Source organism: Nitrosospira multiformis (assembly GCF_003050865.1).
GTDB lineage: Bacteria > Pseudomonadota > Gammaproteobacteria > Burkholderiales > Nitrosomonadaceae > Nitrosospira > Nitrosospira multiformis_E.
Window position 1 is genome coordinate 192,423 of the sequence record NZ_QAOK01000001.1, and the last position, 22,727, is coordinate 215,149.

At 52.3% G+C, this 22,727-nt stretch carries 19 protein-coding genes; 9 read left to right on the plus strand and 10 right to left on the minus strand.

Annotation, left to right across the window (positions count from 1 at the left end; translation table 11 throughout):
• Positions 1 to 360 precede the first annotated feature (360 nt).
• From prsT (C8R21_RS16285) to C8R21_RS00845, 5 genes are all read left to right on the plus strand, one after another.
• Positions 361 to 1,785 (plus strand): XrtA/PEP-CTERM system TPR-repeat protein PrsT, encoded by a 1,425-nt coding sequence (prsT, locus tag C8R21_RS16285; protein WP_258192177.1) that lies wholly within the window; start codon positions 361 to 363, stop codon positions 1,783 to 1,785.
• Entirely contained in the window at positions 1,763 to 3,151 is a 1,389-nt protein-coding gene (gene prsT, locus C8R21_RS16290) for an XrtA/PEP-CTERM system TPR-repeat protein PrsT (RefSeq protein ID WP_258192186.1), read from the plus strand. The genes prsT (C8R21_RS16285) and prsT (C8R21_RS16290) overlap by 23 nt, the downstream gene beginning before the upstream one ends.
• A 369-nt stretch (positions 3,152 to 3,520) precedes the next feature.
• A complete protein-coding gene (gene pepA, locus C8R21_RS00835) occupies positions 3,521 to 4,315 on the plus strand; it encodes a flocculation-associated PEP-CTERM protein PepA (RefSeq protein ID WP_107760990.1) in 795 nt (264 codons plus the stop codon).
• A 113-nt stretch (positions 4,316 to 4,428) separates the two neighbouring features.
• Positions 4,429 to 5,499, plus strand: a complete 1,071-nt coding sequence (locus C8R21_RS00840) for a hypothetical protein (RefSeq protein WP_107760991.1) — start codon at positions 4,429 to 4,431, stop codon at positions 5,497 to 5,499.
• 632 nt (positions 5,500 to 6,131) lie between these two features.
• A complete protein-coding gene (locus C8R21_RS00845) occupies positions 6,132 to 6,923 on the plus strand; it encodes an N-acyl amino acid synthase FeeM domain-containing protein (RefSeq protein ID WP_146162423.1) in 792 nt (263 codons plus the stop codon).
• A gap of 315 nt (positions 6,924 to 7,238) precedes the next feature.
• Here the strand turns inward: C8R21_RS00845 and C8R21_RS00850 are convergent, their stop codons facing one another.
• A complete protein-coding gene (locus tag C8R21_RS00850) occupies positions 7,239 to 8,180 on the minus strand; it encodes a PEP-CTERM sorting domain-containing protein (RefSeq protein WP_107760993.1) in 942 nt (313 codons plus the stop codon).
• A gap of 592 nt (positions 8,181 to 8,772) precedes the next feature.
• Positions 8,773 to 9,651 carry a ThiF family adenylyltransferase gene (locus C8R21_RS00860; protein ID WP_258192178.1) on the minus strand — a complete coding sequence of 293 codons (879 nt, stop codon included), beginning with the start codon at positions 9,649 to 9,651 and terminating at the stop codon, positions 8,773 to 8,775.
• A 302-nt stretch (positions 9,652 to 9,953) separates the two neighbouring features.
• On the opposite strand from C8R21_RS00860, the gene C8R21_RS00865 reads away from it, so the two are divergent.
• The gene (locus C8R21_RS00865) at positions 9,954 to 11,183 is read left to right on the plus strand and encodes an ABC transporter permease (RefSeq protein WP_258192179.1); all 1,230 of its coding nucleotides are present in this window, start codon (positions 9,954 to 9,956) and stop codon (positions 11,181 to 11,183) included.
• A 12-nt stretch (positions 11,184 to 11,195) separates the two neighbouring features.
• A complete protein-coding gene (locus C8R21_RS00870; RefSeq protein ID WP_107760996.1) occupies positions 11,196 to 12,407 on the plus strand; it encodes an ABC transporter permease in 1,212 nt (403 codons plus the stop codon).
• 81 nt (positions 12,408 to 12,488) lie between these two features.
• On the opposite strand, the gene C8R21_RS00875 is transcribed toward C8R21_RS00870, so the two are convergent.
• Both C8R21_RS00875 and C8R21_RS00880 read right to left on the minus strand, forming a co-directional pair.
• On the minus strand, positions 12,489 to 14,162 hold the full coding sequence (locus tag C8R21_RS00875) for a DUF1302 family protein (RefSeq protein WP_107760997.1): 1,674 nt from the start codon (positions 14,160 to 14,162) through the stop codon (positions 12,489 to 12,491).
• Between the two features lie 47 nt (positions 14,163 to 14,209).
• Positions 14,210 to 14,929, minus strand: coding sequence for an ABC transporter ATP-binding protein (locus tag C8R21_RS00880; RefSeq protein WP_107760998.1), 720 nt, complete (start codon positions 14,927 to 14,929; stop codon positions 14,210 to 14,212).
• Positions 14,930 to 14,997: 68 nt separating this feature from the next.
• Between C8R21_RS00880 and C8R21_RS00885 the strand changes: the two genes are divergently transcribed.
• Positions 14,998 to 15,774, plus strand: coding sequence for an outer membrane lipoprotein-sorting protein (locus C8R21_RS00885; RefSeq protein WP_107760999.1), 777 nt, complete (start codon positions 14,998 to 15,000; stop codon positions 15,772 to 15,774).
• Positions 15,775 to 16,530: 756 nt separating this feature from the next.
• Entirely contained in the window at positions 16,531 to 17,352 is an 822-nt protein-coding gene (locus C8R21_RS00890; RefSeq protein WP_107761000.1) for a PEP-CTERM/exosortase system-associated acyltransferase, read from the plus strand.
• On the opposite strand, the gene rng is transcribed toward C8R21_RS00890, so the two are convergent.
• From rng to aceF, 6 genes are all read right to left on the minus strand, one after another.
• On the minus strand, positions 17,345 to 18,796 hold the full coding sequence (rng, locus tag C8R21_RS00895; protein WP_107761001.1) for a ribonuclease G: 1,452 nt from the start codon (positions 18,794 to 18,796) through the stop codon (positions 17,345 to 17,347). The genes C8R21_RS00890 and rng overlap by 8 nt on opposite strands.
• A 24-nt stretch (positions 18,797 to 18,820) precedes the next feature.
• Positions 18,821 to 19,444: a Maf family protein gene (locus C8R21_RS00900; RefSeq protein WP_107761002.1), complete on the minus strand. Its 624-nt coding sequence runs from the start codon at positions 19,442 to 19,444 to the stop codon at positions 18,821 to 18,823.
• A gap of 50 nt (positions 19,445 to 19,494) precedes the next feature.
• Positions 19,495 to 19,965 carry a 23S rRNA (pseudouridine(1915)-N(3))-methyltransferase RlmH gene (gene rlmH, locus C8R21_RS00905; RefSeq protein ID WP_074974057.1) on the minus strand — a complete coding sequence of 157 codons (471 nt, stop codon included), beginning with the start codon at positions 19,963 to 19,965 and terminating at the stop codon, positions 19,495 to 19,497.
• 104 nt (positions 19,966 to 20,069) lie between these two features.
• Positions 20,070 to 20,549: a ribosome silencing factor gene (gene rsfS / locus C8R21_RS00910; RefSeq protein ID WP_107761003.1), complete on the minus strand. Its 480-nt coding sequence runs from the start codon at positions 20,547 to 20,549 to the stop codon at positions 20,070 to 20,072.
• A complete protein-coding gene (gene nadD / locus C8R21_RS00915; RefSeq protein ID WP_107761004.1) occupies positions 20,546 to 21,232 on the minus strand; it encodes a nicotinate-nucleotide adenylyltransferase in 687 nt (228 codons plus the stop codon). Before nadD ends, rsfS begins: the two co-directional genes overlap by 4 nt.
• Positions 21,233 to 21,336: 104 nt before the next feature.
• Positions 21,337 to 22,692 (minus strand): dihydrolipoyllysine-residue acetyltransferase, encoded by a 1,356-nt coding sequence (gene aceF / locus C8R21_RS00920; protein ID WP_107761005.1) that lies wholly within the window; start codon positions 22,690 to 22,692, stop codon positions 21,337 to 21,339.
• Positions 22,693 to 22,727: the final 35 nt, after the last annotated feature.

The following is a 22,727-nucleotide window of genomic DNA, read 5'->3' on the forward strand; positions in this document are numbered from 1 at the left end:
CAGTCTCAGCGACCGCCGATAACCACTGCAAACGAACCGGAGGCACAAGATCATCTTTTCTACACGATATCCTGATCTCTTGCTATATTTCTACGCTAAGTTTACTCGAACTCTGCCATTTGAGTGCGGGTATCAAGGAAGCCGGGGCGAACGACTTATCCTGTCGCACTTTATATTCAGGCTGACGAGCCGTAATAGCACTGGCAAAACCAATGGAAAACATGGACATCGATTGTCCTCCCGAAATCGAACAGTCCTCGTTTCACTGGGACCGCACAGAGGTGTAAAGTTGAGTACTGGCTGCAGAGATGCAAGAGTTTGAAGGTGGACCTGGTCGCTGATTCGGAAAAGGGAATTTACATGCGCGCTTTTAGGAAGACTGCTTTAAAAAAGACCGGACTGACGCTTGCAATCGCTGCCGCCCTCACCGCAGGATGCATGCAGGGCTGTAACAAAGTGGAGGACCCGGCGAAACTGATGGCGGACGCGAAGCGCTACGAGGAAAAAGGGGACCACAAGGCAGCCATCATCCAGCTTAAAAATGCTTTGCAACAGAACCCGGAGGATCCCGAAGCGCGCTACCTCCTTGGTACCATTTACAACAAGACCGGAGATTTTCAATCCGCAGAGAAAGAGCTTCGCAAGGCATTAAGCCTGGGCATGGATGCCGGCACGGTGCTTCCCGAACTGGGGCAAACGTTGCTCAAGCTAGGAGCCTATCAACAAGTCCTGGATGAAACGAAAGAACTGGCCGACAAAACAAAGTCAGCGCAGATACTCACGCTCCGGGGGAATGCACAGCTCGGGTTGGGTAAGGCTTCGGAGGCGAAGGCACTATTCGAGCAGGCGCTTGGACAAAATCCGGATTTTGCCGATGCGTTAATCGGCCTTGCGAAATATTCCCTGCTGCAAAGGGATGTCGAAACTGCAACGAATCTCTCCGAACAGGCGGTTTCCCGCAGTCCGCAAAATATCGACGCATGGTTGTTCAAGGGCGACCTTCTGAGCATACAAGGCAAGCTCGAGGAGGCCCTGGCTGCCTACGACCACGTGGCGAAGCTCAAGCCGAACATGGCGGCTGCCTATATCAACAAGGCGTTCATAGAAATCGGCACAGGGAAGTTCGATGCCGCAAAGGCAGACCTTGACGCGGCACGCAAGCTCGGCTCGAGTCTAAGCGTGTTATATACCCAGGCTTTGCTGGATTACACCCAGCAGAAGCCTGCTGCCGCGCTGGAGTCGCTTCAGCAGATACTCAGCAAAGCCCCGGAGCACATGCCCAGCGTGTTACTTGCGGGTGCGGTGCAGATTGCTCTTGGATCCATGCCGCAAGCAGAGCAACACCTGAAACATTATCTGAAAAAGGACCCGAATAATGTTTACGCACGCAAGCTGCTCGCTTCCGTGCTGTTGAAAAATCGCGAAACGCAACGCGCGATCGAGGTCCTGAGCCCGTCGCTCAAAAAAGTGAAAGAGGATCCTCAGTTATTCGCCATCGCGGGCGAGGCTTACATGCAGGCCCAGGATTTTGCAAAAGCAACGGAGTATTTTGAAAAGGCAAGTGATATCGCCCCGAAAAACGCTGTGCTTCATACTGCGTTAAGCATGAGCAGGATGGGACAGGGCGAGAGTGCTCGCGCCATCTCCGAATTGGAGACGGCGACAAAACTCGACCCCAAATCGCCGCGGGCAGGAATCCTGCTGGTCATGACCCATTTACGGCCTCAAGGAATTCGACAAGGCGCTCGCTGCGGCAAAGGTACTGGAGAAGGAGAACCCGGATAATCCGCTCATCCAAAACCTGAAAGGCGGTATCTATCTCGGCAAGAAGGATATGGGAAATGCGCGTGCCAGTTTTGAAAAGGCGCTTGCCATCCAGCCATCCTACTTTCCAGCTGCCGCTAATCTGGCCCAACTGGATGTGCAGGATAATAAGCCGGAAATGGCGAAGAAACGCTTCGAAGCTATCCTGGAAAAAGACAAAAAGAATAGCCAAGCCATGGCCGCGCTGGCAGGTCTTGCTCTCAACCAGGGACAAAAAAAGGAGGCGACCGAGTGGCTGGAACGAGCAATGCAAGCAAATCCGGATATCCTTCAGCCAGCCATCCTGCTTGGGTCACATTATCTTCGTCTAGGCGAAAAACAGAAAGCGCTGGCTCTAGGCAAGAAATTGCAAGGGACGCATCCCAAGGAGCCGGCCGTGCTGGATTTACTGGCACAGGCTCAACTGGCTAACAATGACAAGGCAGCCGCTCTGGAGAGCTATACCAAGCTCGCTGCCGTACAACCGGAGTCCGCTCTTGCTCAATTCCGCGTCGCCTCGGTGCATATGGCAATGGGGAACCCTTCCGCCGCATCAGATGCACTGAAGAAGTCACTGGCTATAAAACCCGATTACCTGGCTGCGCAATTGGCACAGATCGCAATTGAAGCGAGTCAGAATAATTATGAGAAAGCAATTGCAACGGCGCATCAAGTTCAGAAACAACACAAAAGCTCACCTGCGGGCTACATAGCAGAGGGTGATCTAATGCTGAAACAAAAAAACCCCGCCCTTGCCGCAAAAGCGTATGAGCACGCATTCAAGATCAACAAAAATCCGGCCTTATTGATCAAACTTCACGCATCGCTCCACCAAGCCGGGAAAAGTAAGGAAGCTACACCCCGCTTACTCCAATGGTTAAAGGAACACCCCGACGATGCCTCCACCCGTATGTATCTTGCCGAATTTTATCTTATGAACGACCAGCCCAAACCCGCTATAGAACAATACAAGGTTATCGTGCAACAGCACCCCAAGTATGTGCCTGCTCTGAACAACCTGGCTTCTGCATATCAGCAGGAAAAAGACCCGCTGGCGCTGGAATATGCTGAAAAAGCCTACCAGCTGGCTCCTGAAAGCCCTGCCATATTGGACACCCTAGGATGGATACTGGTTGAGCAGGGGAATACGGGGCGCGGTCTCCCACTCCTCCAAAAGGCGATCTCCCTCGCCCCGGAAATGCCGGCAATTCGTTACCATCTGGCGTATGGCTTGGCCAAATCGGGCAATAATGCTAAAGCCCGAAAAGAACTTGAGCAGACGCTTGCCAGTGGAAAACGTTTTGCTGAAATGGACGAGGCTCAGGCGTTGTTAAAACAGATACAGTAAGCGATTGTCTTGCGGACTCACTGACCCTGCACTGACCGCAGTAACGGTCAGTGCAGGGTATCCTTCAGCTTTGGCGCGCCAGCACTTCCTGGTCGATTTTCGCATTGTTCAAAATCTTGCTGCAGCACACGCGCAAAGCGTTTCGCGAATCCGTGTCCAGGCCTGATTCGGTCGAAGCAGCTTTGCCGAATAATCTTACAGATGAGCAGGAAGACGAGGAGGAAAATCATTTAAGAGATTGATTAAAATGGTTAATATTTTATGGCATGATTTATGCTTGTTACTGGATAGGCAATGTTCTTTAAATTGCCGTACAAGAGTAGAGATTCGTAACAATCTAAGTAACAAGTAACCTAATAAGGAAGGCATATGAAAAAAATACACAAAAATCTATGGGGAGCTACTGTCGGAGCGATGCTGGGACTGGGGATGGTTTCCGCCGCATCGGCAGCACCTGTATTTACCGTCGATCCTAGTGGACTTGGCGCTCCCAAGAGTGCTTTTGATGCCACCTTGATGAGTGGCATCTCGTCGACGCTTCTCACCAGCGCTGCAGGAGGCCACACCGGCACAGGCTGGCTTCAGTTCACCAGTTTCAATGACCCAAATCCGGTATCCCCCCTCACCTCTGGCCTGCTAATCAACTACGGGGTCTTCCTTACTTTTACCCTGACAGATGTGCTCTCTAGCGGCACCCTTGATGGTAACGACAGCGTCAACACTCTCACCCAACTGGATTATCAGATGTTCTATGATCCTGGGTTTGGAAATACCTTCACTTTTGCTGACGCCATGCGCGCAACTCCGAGCCCGTCCTATGTGGATGTTGGGGACAATGATATCCTGATCGCCACTGGAAGTCTGATAAGTGGCACATCGGGTTTCAACAGTGGAGGCGGAGCCTATCTGAATGCGGTCAGCACCATCGAATTAACCGATGATGGTAAAAAGTTTTTTATCGCGCCTGTCCCGTTTTTCAACATAGCCTTCTCGGAGTTCAACAATACAGGACAAGGGCCTATTAGAAACGGTAATTTGACGTCCATCGGCCAGGCTACGGGTGGAGTAGACTTCAACAGAGTGCCGGTGCCGGAACCTGCTTCGCTTGCGCTGATCGGCGTCGGCTTGTTCGCTATGGGAGCCGTCCGTAGGCGCTATTCCTGATACTTTCCCTTATCATCGGGGATGACGAACCCCTCCTCCCCATGGGAGGAGGGGTTTTTTCATAGTATATTTAATACGTCTCGCGACTCCGATTATTCTCCTCTCGCATACACATGGACATAAATTGGGTACGCAAACTTGCAGCCGTCGCCGCGCGGGCCCCGTCCGCCGATAACACACAGCCGTGGATGCTGCGTTGGAATGGCGATGAAGTGGCGATTGTCTTCGCAGGACGCGACAGGGCGAAAAGCGTATTTCCTGTCGATAGCCATGCGACATTGATTTCGGTAGGGGCGGTGATTGAAAACATACAAGCGGTGATTTCCGCCAATGCCATATCTGCTGAATGGCGCTTGCCTGCTGCCCCTGAAACCGGGCAACCCTATGCTTCCGTTACGCTGCACGGCGCTCCGGCAAACTTTGTGACACCGGAGGGGCCGCTACGGCGTCATACGAATCGCTTTCCTTTTCGTTCTGATGCGCTTCCCGAAGGACTTCTTGATCAATTGGGGAATTATCACGAAGGCCCCAGCAGAATCTCTCTGCTTGTCGATCCTGTAGAGAAATCGCGAATGGCTCGGCTGGTACAAGTATGTTCCGAAGCTCGATTTTGCACCGAGGAGTTGCATGAATGGCTGATCAGCAGTCTCCGCTTCACTCCCGCGGATGCTGCTCGTGGAGACGGACTGGATATTGCTAGTCTGGGGCTCCCGCCGGGAGGAAGGCATTTTTTTCGATTTATCGCTAATTGGAAACGAATGGCCTCACTCAACCGCCTGGGTCTTCACAAACTCATGGCTCTGATAGAAGCCTCTCTGCCCGCCAAGGCTCCGGCACTGCTCTGTATAATCGGACAAGGTAATCCGCGGAACATCATATGCGGTGGACGTTTGATGGAGCGGGTGTGGATGGAATTGAACCTGCAGGGTATCGGCGTGCACCCCTATTATGTTGTCACAGACCAGATCAACCGGTTTTCCACAGGAAAAGTAACTGCAGGATTTGAAGCAAGGATGAGCAAGGTAGAAGAGGAAACGCGAACCCTGCTCGCGCTGCAACCCCGCGAAATGCTGCACATGATCCTGCGCATCGGCTATCCCAAACTGAGCCCGGTCAGATCCGAAAGGTTGCCCTTGGAGACAATATTCCAGGATGCCAGAGCATCCTCGTCCGCGCTATTCTGAATTGCCACCTTCCGAAGATTGCCAAGCTCTCGACGATCCGTATTTCCAAAAATATCAGCGAACAGTTGGAGCAACGCTCTGACCGGTCGCAACGTGCAATTTACATTGGTAGCATGAGAATACCAATAGGCGCAACCCCACCGTCAGTACGATGACTCTGCAAGCCTTAAAGCTTAAAATCGCAGTTCTCCCATCCCCATTGATCATCCTCTCCGGTCTCCCCTAATCTTAGCCGGTATACCGAATTTCCAAAAGAAAAAGAATTTTTACTGTTTTTTCTTGTCGCTTTTAAGAGACAAGAAAATAAACGAAAAAACAACCAATTATCATTACACGCTGATTTCTGGCCCCGTTTGGCGACATATTTTACCTTTGACACCGCTTCTCACCGCCTGATTCTAACGATATAAAAGCCTGGCACGGTTTGTGCTTGATCTAAGGCAGGCAAGATTGCCTCTAACGTTCGTTGCTGTCATTGATTTCAAACAGAGCAACAGAATTCCCGGCAACCTGCTCTCACCGTTCATTCCGTAATCACTTTTTTCACCGCCCGTTAAGAAGCTTGCGTAGCGCTAAAGAACAAGGCAATCCCATCGCCTATAACATCCAGCGCGGCATTCCGGATTCTGCTAATGGGCAAACTCAGGAATACGATAATGCAATTACATCATAACGAAAATGGTTTTAAGGGGACTTATTTACCGCCATCTGTGGACCCATTTACGGATGAGAATCGAGGCATTCGTATCACCGATCCCAAATGTATTTTTATGCAAGGCAATTACAGTATTTGCGTGGCAAATTCACCCCGGCGTTGCAGTATGGTGAACAAACTAATCAAGAGCATGTACTCCTGGCGGGGTTATCATACTGAGAATACAATCATTTCATCCCGCGATCCCAATCAACTCACGCTTGAGGCATCGATCGGACGACAAGTTGTCGGCACACTTACGATCGGGTCTGATTCAACAGAGGGCCTCCTGGTTGATGCGCTGTATGGGGGGGAAATCATGGCTCTACGCGCTGAAAATCGGAAAATTTGCGAGCTTTCCAAACTCGCAATTAATCCCGATCATGGATCGAAGGAGTTGCTTGCTTCCCTGTTTAATCTCGCTTATATATACGGGCGCATTGTCGAAAAGGCGACGGATTTCGTGATTGAGGTTAATCCGCGCCACGCGGCCTACTATAAGCGCTTGTTGGGATTCCAACAGATCGGTGAAACTCGCACCTGTCAACGGGTCAACGCCCCTGCGGTGCTATTGCATCTGGATCTGGACTATGTCGACCGAGAGGTTTCCGGGCTGGCCGGCACACGCGAACCCAAGCAAAGATCACTTTACGCTTATTTCCTCACCGGGCCAGAGGAATACAGAGTGGCACACACCCTCGAACGCTATGTTCAGGCCTCCCTTAACTGAGTAACAGGCATGGGAACAAACAGGCAACAACCAAGCGGAATCTCTGGCGGGTCAGCGTGAAATTCTAGACTTATTACTGCCTTTTAAATCCTTATCTCATTGATGGATGCAATGGATTGGGATAAGACTTTAGTAGGATAAGCAGTAGAAATTCTTAACACGTGAGTGAAGCACAATCCTCGGGCGCTACGTGCTGCAACCCTGAAGCCACTGCCTCTTGTTCGCTTGTACCATGCCGACTTTCCAGGTTAAGAGCAAAAAAGCCTCCAGGATGTGGAGGCTTTTTTTCAAAGCTGAAGGATTCAGCATACTTTCTTACACCCTTCTGCGGACAGCGCCCATACCGAGCAGGCCCAGGCCCAGAAGAGCCAAGGTTGCGGGTTCCGGAATTTGAGGAGCTTTCGTGAAGTCAATGTCGCTATGTGCGAAGCCGCCGTCTGCAATTACACCGGCATTCAAGCCCTGACCACCCTGCACAGTGCCGGAGCCAAGGACGCCGAGCATGCCATCCAAGACGCCGCCATTAGGATCCAACGGCGCGTTAGCGCAAAGCGATGCGAAGAAGCCGGAGCATGCCTGGAGACCGTATGAATTGGGTCCACTATCCAGGATACTGAGACCAAAATTGACGTTTGCGGCAGTGAAGCCGGTACCGGAGTCCAAGACAAGGGGTATGTTGGTTTGCGCATTCAGAGCAACCCAAAACTCATCTCCGTCTCCTGAGGTAAACCCATCCACCTCAAACAGGCTACCCCCACTCGCTCTGGAAATACAATCCGCCATACTGGTACAGTTTGTGGCGCCGAGGACGTCAAGATTTTGGGTATCGTCCAGCCACAAAGCAGCTACCGCCCCGCCGCCTGCGCCTCCTCCTGTCACAGTAATTCCGGCGGGAAGGAGAGAGTTTAAACCGGGGCCATAAGGGCTGAAGATCATGTCATTAGCGCCACCCGCGCCATCCAGATCAGTGAAGCCAGTCAGGGTGACCGCTGCGATCCCGCTCAGTTCCTGGGGTGCAAGACTGACAGACGCGGTGCCAAAGACATCTACAGTCTGATCTATTTCAAAAACGGCGATCAGAGTGTCGCCGACATCAAAGGTATCTGGCGTACCGTTACCGTCCAGGATGAAGTCCACGTCATTATCTTCAAATTTGGTAAGAGGACTAAAAAGGGTAACGGCAGCAACTGATGATCCAGCAACAAGCGCCAACCCCAGTCCCACGGCAGCAACAATCGGTTTCAATTTCGTATTCATGATTCGTCCCTATAAAGATTAAACTAATCAGTTTTTTTACAGTAACCTTTTTGCAGTTTTACAGCGGCCACAACGCAACTCCTTAGGCAACTGTCGATCTAACTGCAAGCATGCATCGTGCCATAAAGTAGGCAGGACAATGTAATTGTCTGAATAATAATAATAATAAAATTTACCGCATTTCAGCTTTCAGCTCTTGAAAGGTCTTGAAAGGTTTTATCAGGGCAAATATGTAAAGAAATTCGACAAACAGGTCGAAGTGTCGCTGTGATCCATGTTCCAAGATATTCCACCGCGGAATGTGCAGAGTATTTCCCCCTAGAATGTGCAGAGGAACCGGTTGTAATGGCCTGCTGGGAGGCGAATGACGGAGAAAACGAGCCGATTCAGCGATCCGAATCCATCCAGAAGATAGGGCGCAGTGCAAGAATGGCGACAATTACTGTAAAATTTATCGACCGGCGCGAAAGATATTACCCTGAGAGCACGGCCGTACAAGATTTCCTGTCCTCGGAAGTCATCGCGGTTGTGCCTCGGTGGAAAACCGGGAAAACGGGATGAAGGAGGGCTATCTCGGAAAGATATTGAAGGTTCAGCCGAGGCCCAGCTTGCGGCGCCCAATCGAGATTGCGAGACGGTTTAAAGGATTGCGATTCCCCCATGGCCGCCACGTAAGCGCCAGCCTGTTGAGGTACCCGTCAAAGTGATATCCTTTCGGCGCCGCTCGAACCGGGCCTCGTCCAAGGAGGATTTTCAGGGCTTCGGTCGCTGCAGCGCCGGCGCAGAACTGGCAGGCCATGATTGTGGATGGACCCCTGCGGCTCGCCAAGTCGACCGTGGACGGGTCCGCCAGATAGCGCATTTGTAGCCTCGCCGGCGCGAGGCCCATGAGAAAGCGCAAAGGTTTTTCCGCTTCGGTACCCTCGTCGAGGTGAAAATAATCGTCAAAGCTCATACCCCCTGGCAGAAAATTGAGCACAGCCGCACCCATGCCCAGAGGGGCGGCAGTCACGGCAGGCACGCCTTTTGCTTCACAGGCGGAAAAAACCTGCTGTCGAATCTGGAAGGCGAAGAAATCGAGTCCATCGATGTAAATATCCACTCCTCCGAGAAAGCTGTCGAGGTTATCGGGGGTGACTCCTTCAGCGAATCCTGTAATTTCTAGCTCGGGGTTGATATCCCGCGCCTGTTGTATCATGACTTCCAGCTTTGCGCGGCCAAGCGTACTGACGCCAGCCCCAATCTGTCGATTGAAGTTCGCGAGATCGTAGGTATCGAAATCCGCCAAGTGGAATTTGCCTATGCCCAGCCGGCAGAGCGTCAAAAGATGCACACCGCCCACCCCCCCCAGGCCGGCGATCGCTATCCGCTTCTGGCGTAGCTCATCCTGCTCTCGCCGCGTCACCCAGCCGATGTTGCGGGAAAATGCCTCGTTATAGATAAAGGATTTGGTATCCATAGCGTCTTTCATTAAAAGATTTTACGACCGATGCGTGCGACAATTTACCTCGGGTTCGGTTAAATACCTGCATTTTAAATCGGACGCAGGGGAATAATTCTTAAGACGAGAGGGGATGGGAAGACAACAAAGATGCTTTCGAGCACGACGATTGTATACAGTAAACGCTTTCGCCGCATAGGATAAACTTTCAGAATTTGGTTTAAATATACGCTCAACCAAATGATGGGTCAACGCGACAGGAAGTGGGGCCGAAGGCCGGTATACTAACAATATATAACTATAACCTTGATAATGAGTAGAAGGACGTCCTCGTGAAAATATTCTGGCTCGATTTCAAACTGGCCTATCGCAATATCGCACGTCAAAAACGGCGCAGCATGATCGCTATTGGCGCCGTTACGTTCGGCATCTCAGCCCTTATCCTGGCAAATGGTTTCATTGCCTGGATTTTCCTGGATTTCCGGGAATCAACCATCAACTCGCACCTGGGCCACCTGCAAATCACGCGTCCGGGCTACTTTGAGGCAGGCAAGGCCGACCCCAATGCCTTTCTGCTTCCGCAAGCCATGCCCGAACTCGAGAAGGGGGGAGAGTCCCATCGCATAAAAACTGTCGCGCCTCGGCTCTCGTTCAGCGGCTTGATCAGCCATGGCGAATCCACCGTTTCCTTTATCGGTGACGGGGTCAGTCCCCAAGAACAAGCAGTATTCGGCAATGCCGTACAAATCTCGGCAGGCCAGAACCTTTCCGCTGAACATTCATCAGGGATCATAGTAGGCGAGGGACTTGCACGCAATCTTGGTGTCAAGGTTGGCGATCATGTCATACTGCTGGCTACAACCGCGTCGAGAGGAACGAACGCGGTAGAAGTTACCATCCGAGGCCTGTTCTCCACGGTTACCAAATCTTATGATGATGCTGCTATTCGCGTCCCCATCGAGATGGCGCACCGGCTCCTGCGTACTAACGGTGCCCATGTATGGGCGGTGTTGCTGAATGACACAGCACAAACTGATACCATGCTTACAGCATTGCGCAACAAATTGAAAAATGATGACCTGGAGATTGTTCCCTGGTATTCGCTGGCGGATTTCTATAACAAAACTGTGTCCCTGTTCACCAAGCAAATTCACGGTATCCGAATAATCATCGCCATCATTATCCTTCTTAGCATTACCAACACGATGACAATGAATGTTATGGAGCGGATAGGTGAAATCGGCACTTCCCTCGCCCTAGGGGTGAAGCGCATAGGCATCATGCGCCTTTTCCTGGCAGAAGGCATTCTCATCGGGAGTGCAGGCGGGTTGCTGGGACTAGCACTAGGGCTGCTGTTGAGTGGGGTCATCTCCAGCATTGGAATTCCCATGCCCCCTCCCCCCGGCATGGCGAGAGGCTATACCGGGCAGATTCTGGTTACTCCAGACATAGCGCTGCAATCGTTGGCACTTGCCATCGGCACCACTCTCGCTGCCAGCATCTACCCGGCTTGGCGCGCATCGCGAATGAATATCGTCGATGCGCTGCGCCACAACCGATAGCACCCGACAGCGATGTTCAAACTTGCACTGCGTAGCGTTTTTCGGCAGAAGTCACATACCGCGATGACGCTGGTGGCCATCATGGCTGGAGTCGCGGGTCTTATCCTTGCCGGGGGATGGGTGAATGACGTTTTCGTTACTTTATCGGAAGCTCTGATCCATTCACAATCAGGACATCTACAAATCTATAAAAAAGGTTTTTTTGCTGAGGGAACGCGTGCACCCGAAAGATATCTGATTGCCGATCCCGAGGCGGTCAAACAACGCATCGCGGCTCAGACGAGTGTCGAAAATGTGATGGCGCGGTTGAACTTCTCCGGCCTCCTTAGCAACGGCCGCAGCGATTTGCCCATCATCGGGGAAGGCGTGGAACCTGCGCAAGAGGCAAGACTGGGAAGTTCTGTCTCCATCATCGCAGGACGCCAACTTGAAGACAATGATACTTTCGGTATGCTACTCGGACAGGGTGTTGCACAAGTGTTGAAATTGAAGCCGGGGGATAACGTCACCCTGCTGGCAAATACTCTCGAAGGTGCTCTGAATAGTATCGATCTGGAGGTGATTGGAGTATTTCAGAGTTTCTCCAATGATTACGATGCGCGAGCGATAAAAATTCCTTTAGCCGCCGCGCAGGAGTTGCTCGGCACTCGGAACGTAAACGCGCTCGTTGTAACGCTCAAAAAGACCGATGATACCAACTCCATCGCCGCTCTGCTGGAGGAGCAGCTTGGATCTTCCGGATTGGAAATCAAGACCTGGGTCGAACTGAACGATTTCTACGAAAAAACGGTAGAGCTGTACAAAGGCCAATTCGGTGTGCTGCAACTTGTCATTCTTGTCATGGTTCTGCTCAGTGTGGCCAACAGCGTGAACATGAGCATTTTCGAGCGAATGGGAGAGTTTGGCACGATGATGGCGCTTGGCAACCGCAGCAGTGACGTCTTTCGCATGATCATGATTGAAAACGTATTGCTCGGCGTCCTCGGCAGCACCATTGGGCTTGCCATTGGCGTGGCGCTGGCGTTGATTATATCTGCAATCGGAATTCCGATGCCGCCGCCACCCAATGCCAACATGGGCTACACCGCTCATATCCAGGTTGTTCCCTCCACCCTGCTGATATCCTTTTCCATCGGAATCCTGGCAACGGTACTCGCCGCTGTCTTTCCTGCAAGACATGTTTCCCGCGTTCAGGTGGTTGAGGCCCTGCGGCAGAATCTCTGATCATGAAGCAAGGATCTGCCATCCACTCGACACCTTGCGCTGTTGCCCGTTATTGCGGCCGAGGTGATGGCAGCAGGAAGATCAGAATGAATAGCGCATTTCCGTGTACACACGATCATTGTGCTCAAAGCGGCCGAAAAAGCCTGTCGGCTCTCCGCTGAACACGTCGGCGCCCAATGCCCATCGCCAATTCTTCTCGAAATTCCATGAGATGCGCGGCCGGAACATCCAGTCACTCCGATTCAGACTATGAACCAGCAACACTTGCGTCTCCCATTTGGGCCAGGGCTTGGCATGAACAAAAATGCTGGCGCCATTCTCCACGCTGTCTGCGAAGCTATCGCGGTCGTGGGCAAAAAACACGCGCTGGAAAAACTGCAAATTCAGGCGCGTGTCAGCCGGCAAGCTGAAGTCGAGACCGAGCGCATAGTCGAGCGTATTTTGCCTCGCCAGGCCGTCCAGCGCACTCGGGCGAGAGACATTGAACTTTCGACCCCCGGTATAAACCAGTTCGCCTTTCAGGACCACCGAACCGAAGTCCTTGGTAAGGGTTCCGCCGACTTGATCGATCTCATCATGACGGGGCTGGAAAACCAGCGATTCAAACGGTCCGCTCACCCGATAAAAGGTGGGCGCAGCATCCAGGCTATGATAGTAAAAAGCTGACAAGTCCCAGCCATTAATGAGTTGCGACAACCGAAAACCGTAATTCGAGTTACCGATGTTGCGCCCGGAGCGATCCTCAGGCAAAAAAGATGCAATGTTCCGCAACGGCGCCGGGTAAAAATCGGCGCCAGGCCTGCCGCTTTCGTCAAGAGTGGGTACAGGAATCCACAGCAGCTCAGCATGAGTATCATTCCTTGAGTATTCAGCGCGTACCGCCCACTGGGGAATACGCAAAATATCGAAGGCCGGCAGGAGGAACTCGCGCATGTCTTTGGCTGAGACGACATCGGCAAAAAACAGGCCTACCATCTCTCCCCATATTACGTGTTGACGGCCAAGACGAAAATCGAAATCGCCAGCGGAAACATCCACATAATTTTCGCGGATGAAAAAATCATAACGCTGATTCCGGCGAACAGCGGGGGGATAAAAATCGGACAAGTCATAGGCCGCGTCATAATCGAAACGAGCGCTTATTTTCCAGTTTATGTATTCGTTGAATCGCCCCGTGCGGGACAATTCCGTACGCAGCTTGGCCTTGGAAAAATGCTCCGGATTCGCGTAATTATCCGCAAGCTCAAGCTGCGAAAAACCTCTCCAGCCTGTAATCAATTTCTTCCACACGGGCTCCGTCTGTTCCTGCCTGGAGAGATCGCCGTCCCCGAATAGCGAACTACGAGAGCCAAATTCTTTTTCCCCGCTACCGTTCACCTGTGCAGAGAAATCAGCAATCTTATCCTCAGCCTGCGACTGAACCTGTAGCGAAGAAAGGACTGGGGACAACGAGATGATCAAGGATTCACCCTCAGGTTCCTGCTTGACATTGCTTTGGTCCTGGCGAGACGTATCCGGCTTGCTCACCGATTTTTCCATTTTTCCGCGCATGGACGAAGACATGGATAAAGACAAGGATAAGGATAAGGATAAAGGTGCCTCATCCAGGTTTTCTGCAGACGAATGAGAGGATTTTGTTACCGCTCCGGTGAGGTCGGGAATTACAGGAACCTCCGCAAAGCCAGGCACGGGCGAAAAGATAACAATCGATACTGCCTGGAGGACCAGGTATTTAATGCGACGTCTCTGTTCCATCCGTTATGCTTTGGTCGGCACCCAAAAACCGGCCTGTTTCGCGTAGCTCATACTTTGGGCAGGGTTTCGCTTTTTCCTTCCGCCCCTGTATCCTGCCGCAGAATCTCCCCGTCTTCGATGCGTACCAGCCGATTCGCCATCTCCATGACACGTCTGTCATGAGTGGAAAAGATAAAGGCTGTCTTTAAACTGTCGTTAATATCTTTCATCAACTGAAGAATGCCTTCCCCAGTTTTATGGTCGAGATTAGCGGTAGGCTCATCCGCTAGCACAATCTTCGGTTGTGTCGCTAAGGCACGTGCAATCGCTACCCGCTGCCGTTGACCCCCGCTAAGCTGATTGGGGCGATGATTGGCAAATTTTGATAAACCGACGATGGAAAGATATTCGGAAACGCGACTGCGGCGCTCCGTCCCGCTCAACTCCCTGAATTGCAGCAATGGGTATTCCACATTCTCCTGGGCGGAAAGAACCGGAAATAGGTTGAATGTCTGGAAGATAAAGCCAATGGTACGCGCTCTGAGTTCCGACAGTTCATCTGGTGTTTGTCCACTGATGTCCTGACCCTCAATAAATATTTTTCCTCGCGATGGAGTATCAATGCAGCCGATCAGGTTCAGCAATGTTGACTTGCCGCTACCGGAAGGGCCTGCTATCGCGAGAAAAGCACCGTTTTCAACATTCAGCGAAATATCTCTAAGTGCCTGGACGGACTGCTCACCCAGGGCGTACTCTTTAAAAACGTGCTCAAGCCATACAATGTTCATGGAAATTATCCTAAAATGCGTAAGCCCGAAAGGCTTTGGTGCGATGCATATCCATAATAGGAGCGAAAATGCAAAAATCTAAATCTTTGCAATGCGTTGTCACGCTACTTTCTCTGTTTTTTACCTCGGCATCCGCTCAATCTGAGGCATCTGCCCAGCCCAATGATGCGAATCTGCCTCGGGAAATACTGGAAAAATCGGACCAGATACGGTTCCCGCGCGAAAGCTTCCAGGTCGACATAACTGTTGCGACCACGGCGCCAAGCCAACCGGAAGACGTGCATAAGTTTCGAGTTCTATCCAAGGGTAACGAAAACAGTGTGGTAATGACCACTGCCCCTGCTTCGGAACGCGGCCAGATTCTACTCATGAAGGGGCGTGATCTGTGGGTATTTATGCCCGAGGTTTCCCAGCCGATCCGCCTTTCGTTGTCACAGAGACTGACTGGCCAGGTTGCCAATGGAGATCTGGCACGGGCAAACTTCGCGGGTGACTATAATCCTACGATATTGCGCACCGATACCATTGACGGCGAAAAATACTATGTACTTGAGCTGCTCGGTGTCGACCGGAGCGTTACGTATCATAAAGTCTTATATTGGGTGCAGCAATCGAATTTTTGGCCCTATAAAGCTGAGTTCTACTCGCTGTCCGAGCGCTTGCTTAAAACCGCGCGGTATGAAAACTTTCAACCGATACTGGGAAAGCAACGACCGACTCGTCTCGTGATGAGGGATGCACTTCGCACTGAGGAGGAATCGGTTCTTGAATATTCAGAGATGAAGCTGCGCGACCTTCCCGATAAAATCTTTACTAAGGATTATTTGAAAAAACTGGAACAGTGATGTTCTGGTTGTCAGGAGAACGGGCGATGTATTCGCAGATTGCATGATCTCGCGAAGCATCGCATCATTCTCTTGATATGCCACATCGTCGCCGCGGCTGAGGGTATCGAAACAGGATCTGACAGTCATTAGGTCTCCTCCAGAGAACCCCTGCTTCCCCATATACCACAACGTTGTTCCCCGCTACATCACATTTCGAACGGAAATTTTTTTCAATTTGCAAATGGGCGAAGAGCATCGCAGGGAGAACAAATCCCTGAGGAGCAAGAGTACTTTTTTGCTCGCATTTGCCCCATGTATCCTCCTGGTAGAACTATATCTTCCTGTGAAACGACTATTCCGTAGAAAACAACCAGTCTCTACCAGCTTTAACACTCAAGTCCCCGGCGCCCCCACTCCCATTTGCCGCCTGATTTATCGTTGCTGTCTTGCTCAGAGTCCCAGGACGCCCACAAAAAACGCGGGAATAATGGATGAAAATACTCAAGATATCTGAGTTGATTCCGTTAAATAATACAAACCCGGATATCAGCTGGTTATAGGCTGGTAAAAAGATGGAGGCCATGCTGGCAATCTGCCCTCCATCCCCATCGCGAAGAAACACGTCTGATCGAAGAAAACCAAATCCGGCTGTTGATCTCGGCCGGTCGCAGAATAGGTCGGCAATTGACGGTATCTACTTAGCAAATCTTTCAAATGATCTTGGTCTGAAAAACAACCATTCCGCCAGATAAAAAGCGGCTGCAGAGGCAAAACATGTTCTCACCCGAAAAATTTAATCTGGGCAATGCCTTCAAACAATACTTCGAAATCATACCGGCATTCTCGAACGCACTGAAAGAGGAGGTTTATCGCATTCGGCATCAGGTTTATTGCGAAGACCTCGAATTTGAATCAATCCGCCCCGATCGGCGGGAAATCGATGAGCACGACATTAACTCACTGCATCTCCTGATGCGCAGTGTAAAAACAGAGGAGTTTGTCGGTTGTACCAGAATCGTCCGGAGCCGCCCCGGAGATCCGCAATATAAGCTTCCCTTTGAAAATACCTGCGCTGCGGTGCTGGACCGCTCCATCGTCGACCCCACAAAACTGCCGCGTGATAACATCGCAGAGGTCTCACGTCTTGCGGTTGTCACGGGCTACCGGCGACGTAAAGGGGAGGAAAACAGTCCAGTCAGCATTTCCAGTGAGGATTTTGGCACTCCGAGCCAGTCCCGTTTCCCGTTCATCCCGATCGGACTCTACCTCGCAACAACCGAGTTGGCCCGTCTCAATGGGATAGACACGGTTTTCGTCCTGACAGAGGAACGGCTCGCCAACCACTTTGCCAAGCTGGGCTTCAGCCACAAGTACATCGGCAGTCCCATCGAGCACCACGGCGTGCGCGTTCCCTCGATGATGAGTGTCAGTGGAACGATAAAGAGCATGAGGTCAAACCTGCGGCCGCTCTATGACGTTATCGCCGCGGATATAAAAAGGAACCTTCCGGAAACAGGAAACGGTCTGCCCGGGATAGAGAATGAACATTCGGAGATCAGACCCCGGGTGACTATTGCCGTGAACCCTGCTACATGAGAATCAAGTCATATTGTTCCTGGGTATACGTCCCTTCCACCTGAAGGCTGATGGGTTTGGCGATAAAGTCGGCAAGTTGCGCCAGGCTTTGGGATTCTTCATCGAGAAACAGATCGATTACCTGCTGTGAAGCCACTATGCGGAATTCCCGTGCATCGAACTGGCGGGACTCCCGCAGCAATTCCCGCAGGATTTCATAGCACATGGTCTGGGCCGTCCGGACTTTGCTGCGGCCTTGGCAGCTCGGGCAGGTTTCACACAAAATGTGCGCCAGACTCTCCCGCGTCCGCTTGCGCGTCATTTCTACCAGTCCAAGGGCGGTGAAACCGTTCACCGTCATGTGAGTCCGGTCTTTCATCAATGACTTCTTGAATTCGCCAAGAACGGCGTTCTGGTGTTCCGCGCTCTCCATATCTATGAAATCGATAATGATAATGCCTCCCAGATTTCGAAGACGGAGTTGACGCGCAATGACCTGGGCTGCTTCGAGATTCGTTTTGAAAATGGTATCGTCAAAACTGCGTACGCCGATGAATCCTCCAGTATTTACATCGATGGTGGTAAGCGCCTCGGTCTGATCAATGATCAAATAGCCCCCGGACTTCAGGTCGACGCGCCTCGCCAGGGCTTTCTCGATTTCATCTTCCACCCCATACAACTCAAACAAGGGGCGCTCGCCCGCGTAATGGTCGAGCCGCTCCACTACATTGGCCATGTACACCCCTGCAAAGGTCGCCATCTTCTGGAAAGTCTCACGCGAATCCACGAGGATGCGGGTGGTGTCATCACTGATGAAGTCGCGCAAGACGCGAAAACTGAGATTCAGGTCCTGATACAATAGCGCGGGCTGGGGGATCAGGGATTTTTCCTTGATGTCGCGCCACAGCTTGTGCAGGTACTCGATGTCCGTTTGCAGATCCTGTTCGCTTGCCGCTTCCGCTACGGTACGGATAATGAATCCCCCCTTTTCCCCGGACGGCAGCAGATGTTTCAGTTTTTCACGCAACGACTTCCGTTCGGTTTCATCCTCGATGCGCTGGGAAATGCCGATATGCGATACCTGGGGCAGATAAACCAGCAAACGGCCCGCAATACTGACCTGAGTCGACAGGCGGGCACCCTTGGCGCCGATGGAATCCTTGATAACCTGGACGAGGATATTTTTTCCTTCGTGCAACAGCTGTTCAATTGGTTTATCAGCGTCTTCGCTCTGCCGCAAGCGCCAGATATCAGCAAGGTGGAGAAAGGCAGCCCGTTCGAGACCGATATCCACGAAAGCGGACTGCATGCCGGGCAGCACCCGGATTACGCGCCCGTTATATATATTGCCGACTATACCGCAATTGCTGGTGCGCTCTATGTGCAGTTCCTGGACAGCGCCATGCTCGACCACCGCGACACGCGTTTCCTGCGGGGTAACATTGATAAGAATTTCACAAGACATGAGAGATCCAGCTTTTATTGCGGCTCACTGAAATATTCTTATACCGGACTCTTCAAGCAATTGCGCCGTCTCAAACAGTGGCAATCCGACGACACTGCTATAACTGCCGGAAATCTCCGAGATAAAAACCGCCGCCCTGCCCTGAATTGCATAAGCGCCTGCCTTGTCATATGCCTCGCCGCAAGCGAGGTAATGATCAATTTCCTGCTCGCCGAGATTGCGGAACCGGACACCCGATCTGGACAGGCAAACCCGGGTGCCATTTCCCGCAGTCACGGCTACCGCGGTCAAAACTTGATGAAGCTGACCCGACAGTGCTCGCAGCATTTGCTTTGCATGGAGAGGATTTTCCGGCTTGCCAAAAATTCTGCCCTTCGATACTACTGCTGTATCCGCTCCCAAAACCGGGAAATCTGCCCAGTCTCGCTCGCTCATCCGCTTTCGCCCCGTTTCCGCTTTAACGCGCGCAATCCGTTCGACATATTGCGGCGGCGATTCCTGCGGCAGCGGAGTTTCATCCACGTCCGGTATCCGCCCCAAAGCTTCACGCAATGGTAAACTCATGAAATCCACGCCGATCTGCTTTAACAATTCCTGCCGGCGGGGACTGCGGGAAGCAAGATAGATGCGATTTTCCACAAAAGTCAGGGCAGGGTGAATGCTACGGGAGCGCAGTTACTTCTGTTACGTTGTAATTTTTATGAGCGATGATACGGATGACCCTTGATCAACGATATCGCGCGGTAGAGCTGTTCCGCCAACAGAATTCGAACCAGCCCATGAGGAAGTGTCAGGGCAGATAACGCCAGAACTTCATCCGCCGCATTCCTGAGCGTCGGGTCCAGCCCGTCGGCGCCGCCAATTAGGAACGCGGTGTCACCTCCATCCTTCATCCAGCTGCCAATGGCACGCGCCAGCCTGGCGGTAGTCCATTGGCTTCCACGCTCATCCATTGCCACAAGCCGACAGTTGGAAGGCAGCAGCGCGCGGATACGTGCGCCCTCGGCAGCCAGCAACTGTTCCACTTTTTTGCCGCTGTCCCGTCTCTCAGGTTTGATCTCCAGAAGCTCGATTCCCGCCTCGCGCGGCATGCGTTTAGCATATTCCTGAAAGCCCGCTGCAATCCACTCCGGCATTTTATGTCCAACCGCATAAACGAGGAATTTCATGCAACAGGCAATTTCACGCTGGAAACGCGCCTATTCAGTAATTTGAGAAGAGCTTGTTCAAGAGACTCCCACGCCGGCGACTGGTGCTCGCTCCCATATTTCCTTCATCTCTCGTCGTCCGGATCCGTCTTCGCTCTGGTGGCTCTGGCTTTTCTGGTCCTGCCAGGGGTCGCGGGTGGGGCCTCCTCCCCTTCTTCAGCAGTAGGTGGTCTTGCAGTTGGCTTCTTCCTGCTCGAGCTTTCGGATATCTTGTTGATCCTGGCAGCTTGTGCCCACAACTCCTCGAGGTTGTAATGGGCGCGCACCGCGGTCTGCATGACATGCACCAGCACGTCGCCCAGGTCAACCAATATCCATTCTCCGTTATCCTCGCCTTCCATACCGTAAACGATGCCCCCCGCCGCCTTGACTTTCTCGACCACATTGTTCGCAATTGCCCGTGTCTGCCGCGTGGAATCCCCGCTGGCGATGATCATCCGATCGAACAAGGTCGTCAGTTTTTTGACATCGAGTACTTCCACGTCGCGTGCCTTGATTTCCTCCAGCGCTGCAACAACGGTTTTTATCAATTTGGCCGGCGTCATCGTTGTTCCCGGTACAGATCATTAGCAGCAATATAATCCCGAGTATCCTCGGGAACCAGATAGCGGACACTTTTCCCCGAAGCGACGCGCGCGCGGACAGCCGTTGCCGAAATATCCAGCAATGTCGTCTGCGCGGTAAAGATCAAGCCCCCGGATGTATATTTAAGACTCTCCGCACTCGATGTCCAGCGATCTCTGCATTCCGCTTCCAGTTCCTGCGGCAGCGCTCCGGGCGACGCTCTGCCCTCCGTGGAAAGCAAATGGCCGGGGCGAGCCGCAATAATGAAATGACACAGATCGAACAACTCCCGCCATCTGTGCCACTCGGCCAGCCTTATGAATGCATCCGCTCCGGTAACGAGGCAGAGTACGGCATCCTTCCCCAGTTCCTGCCTGAGTTCGCGCAACGTATCCACGCTGTAACTCACTCCTCCCCGTATTATCTCTCGTTCATCGAGAATAAAACGGGAATTTCCCTCAATGGCCAGGCGAACCATTTTCACCCTGTGTTCCAATGATGCTTCCGGGCCGCGGCGCAGCCGGGGAATTCCGGCGGGAACAAAACGCATTTCCTTCAACCCGGCCAGTTCGGCAATTTCTTCGGCGATTCGCAAGTGCCCGTAGTGAACGGGATCGAAGGTACCCCCAAAAACACCGACCGGAGGAACAGGGAAATCATTCATTATCGGCGGGAAAAACGCTGAATATGCGAAGCTGCTCAAGCGGACAACATACGCCCTCGGCTGTCCCCATCTGTCTTCCCCCCTTCTCTGAATAATCTGTTTTTTTACAACAGCACACGACGCAGATCAGCCAGCACTTCGACCAGGTACGTTGTAAAGCGCGCTGCTGTCGCACCGTCGATCACTCTATGGTCATAGGACAGGGATAATGGCAGCATCAGGCGCGGGACAAATTCACCGTCCCGATAAACGGGCTTCATCACTGCCCGTGAAACACCGAGGATCGCCAGTTCCGGTGCGTTGATAATGGGCGTGAACGCAGTGCCGCCGATGCCCCCCAGGCTGGAAATGGTAAAACTGGCTCCCTGCATATCGGTGGGCTTGAGCTTGCCCGCGCGCGCCGAAGCTGCGAGATCAGACATTTCCTTGGCAATGGCGATCACCCCTTTCTTGTCCACGTCCCGAATCACGGGGACCACCAGTCCATGAGGTGTATCCGCTGCAAAGCCGAGATGGTAATAATTCTTGACCACGAGATTCATTTCATCGCCTTCACTGTTCAGCGAGGCATTGAAGTCGGGAAACTTCTTTAGGGCAGCTATCGAAGCCCGCAGCAGAAAAGCCAGCAGAGTGACTTTCACACCTTCTTCTTTTGAAGATTCATTTGTTTCCTTGCGCAGGGCTTCCAGCTCGGTGATGTCCGCTTCGTCAAACTGCGTCACGTGTGGAATCATGACCCAGTTGCGGTGCAAATTCGCACCGGACATTTTTTTGATCCGCGACAGCGGTTTCAATTCCACCGGGCCGAATTTCGCAAAATCAACTTGAGGCCAGGGCAGCAAATTAAGCTCCGTGCCACCCCCACGTGGCCTGGACAACTCAGTCTTCACAAAAGCCTGCACGTCCTCCTTGAGGATGCGCCGCTTGGGACCGTTACCCTTTACCAGCCCCAGATTCACGCCGAGTTCACGCGCAAAGCGTCGAACCGAAGGACTGGCATGTGCCTTCGCAAACGTAGCTTCATCTATCGGGGAAGGAGCGAATGCGGAGCGTGAAGAAGAACCCGAAGGTTGGGGTGGCTGCGCGGCAGGTTGGAATTGCGTAGCAGGTTGCGCCGCTGGCGGGAGCGTCTGCTCAGATGAAGTGACGGCTGAGGCGGGCGCCGGCGTTGGAGCAAGTGCCGCTTCCCGTTGCGCAGCGGGCGGCGCCTGCTCCGCTTCCGAAGTTTCCACCGTCACGATGGGCAAACCTTCCGATACCTTGTCGCCCACCTTCACGGATAATTCCCTGATTATGCCCGCAAAGGGAGAAGGCACTTCTATGGTGGCCTTGTCCGATTCAAGCACAATCAGCGAGTCTTCCGCCTTGATCGAATCACCGGGCTTCACCAGCACTTCTATTACGGGAACGTCTTTAAAGTCGCCAATATCGGGAATCAATACCTGTTTAGTCTCTGCCACGCCTCTTCCTTCTCGTATTAGATAATCCCGGCTTT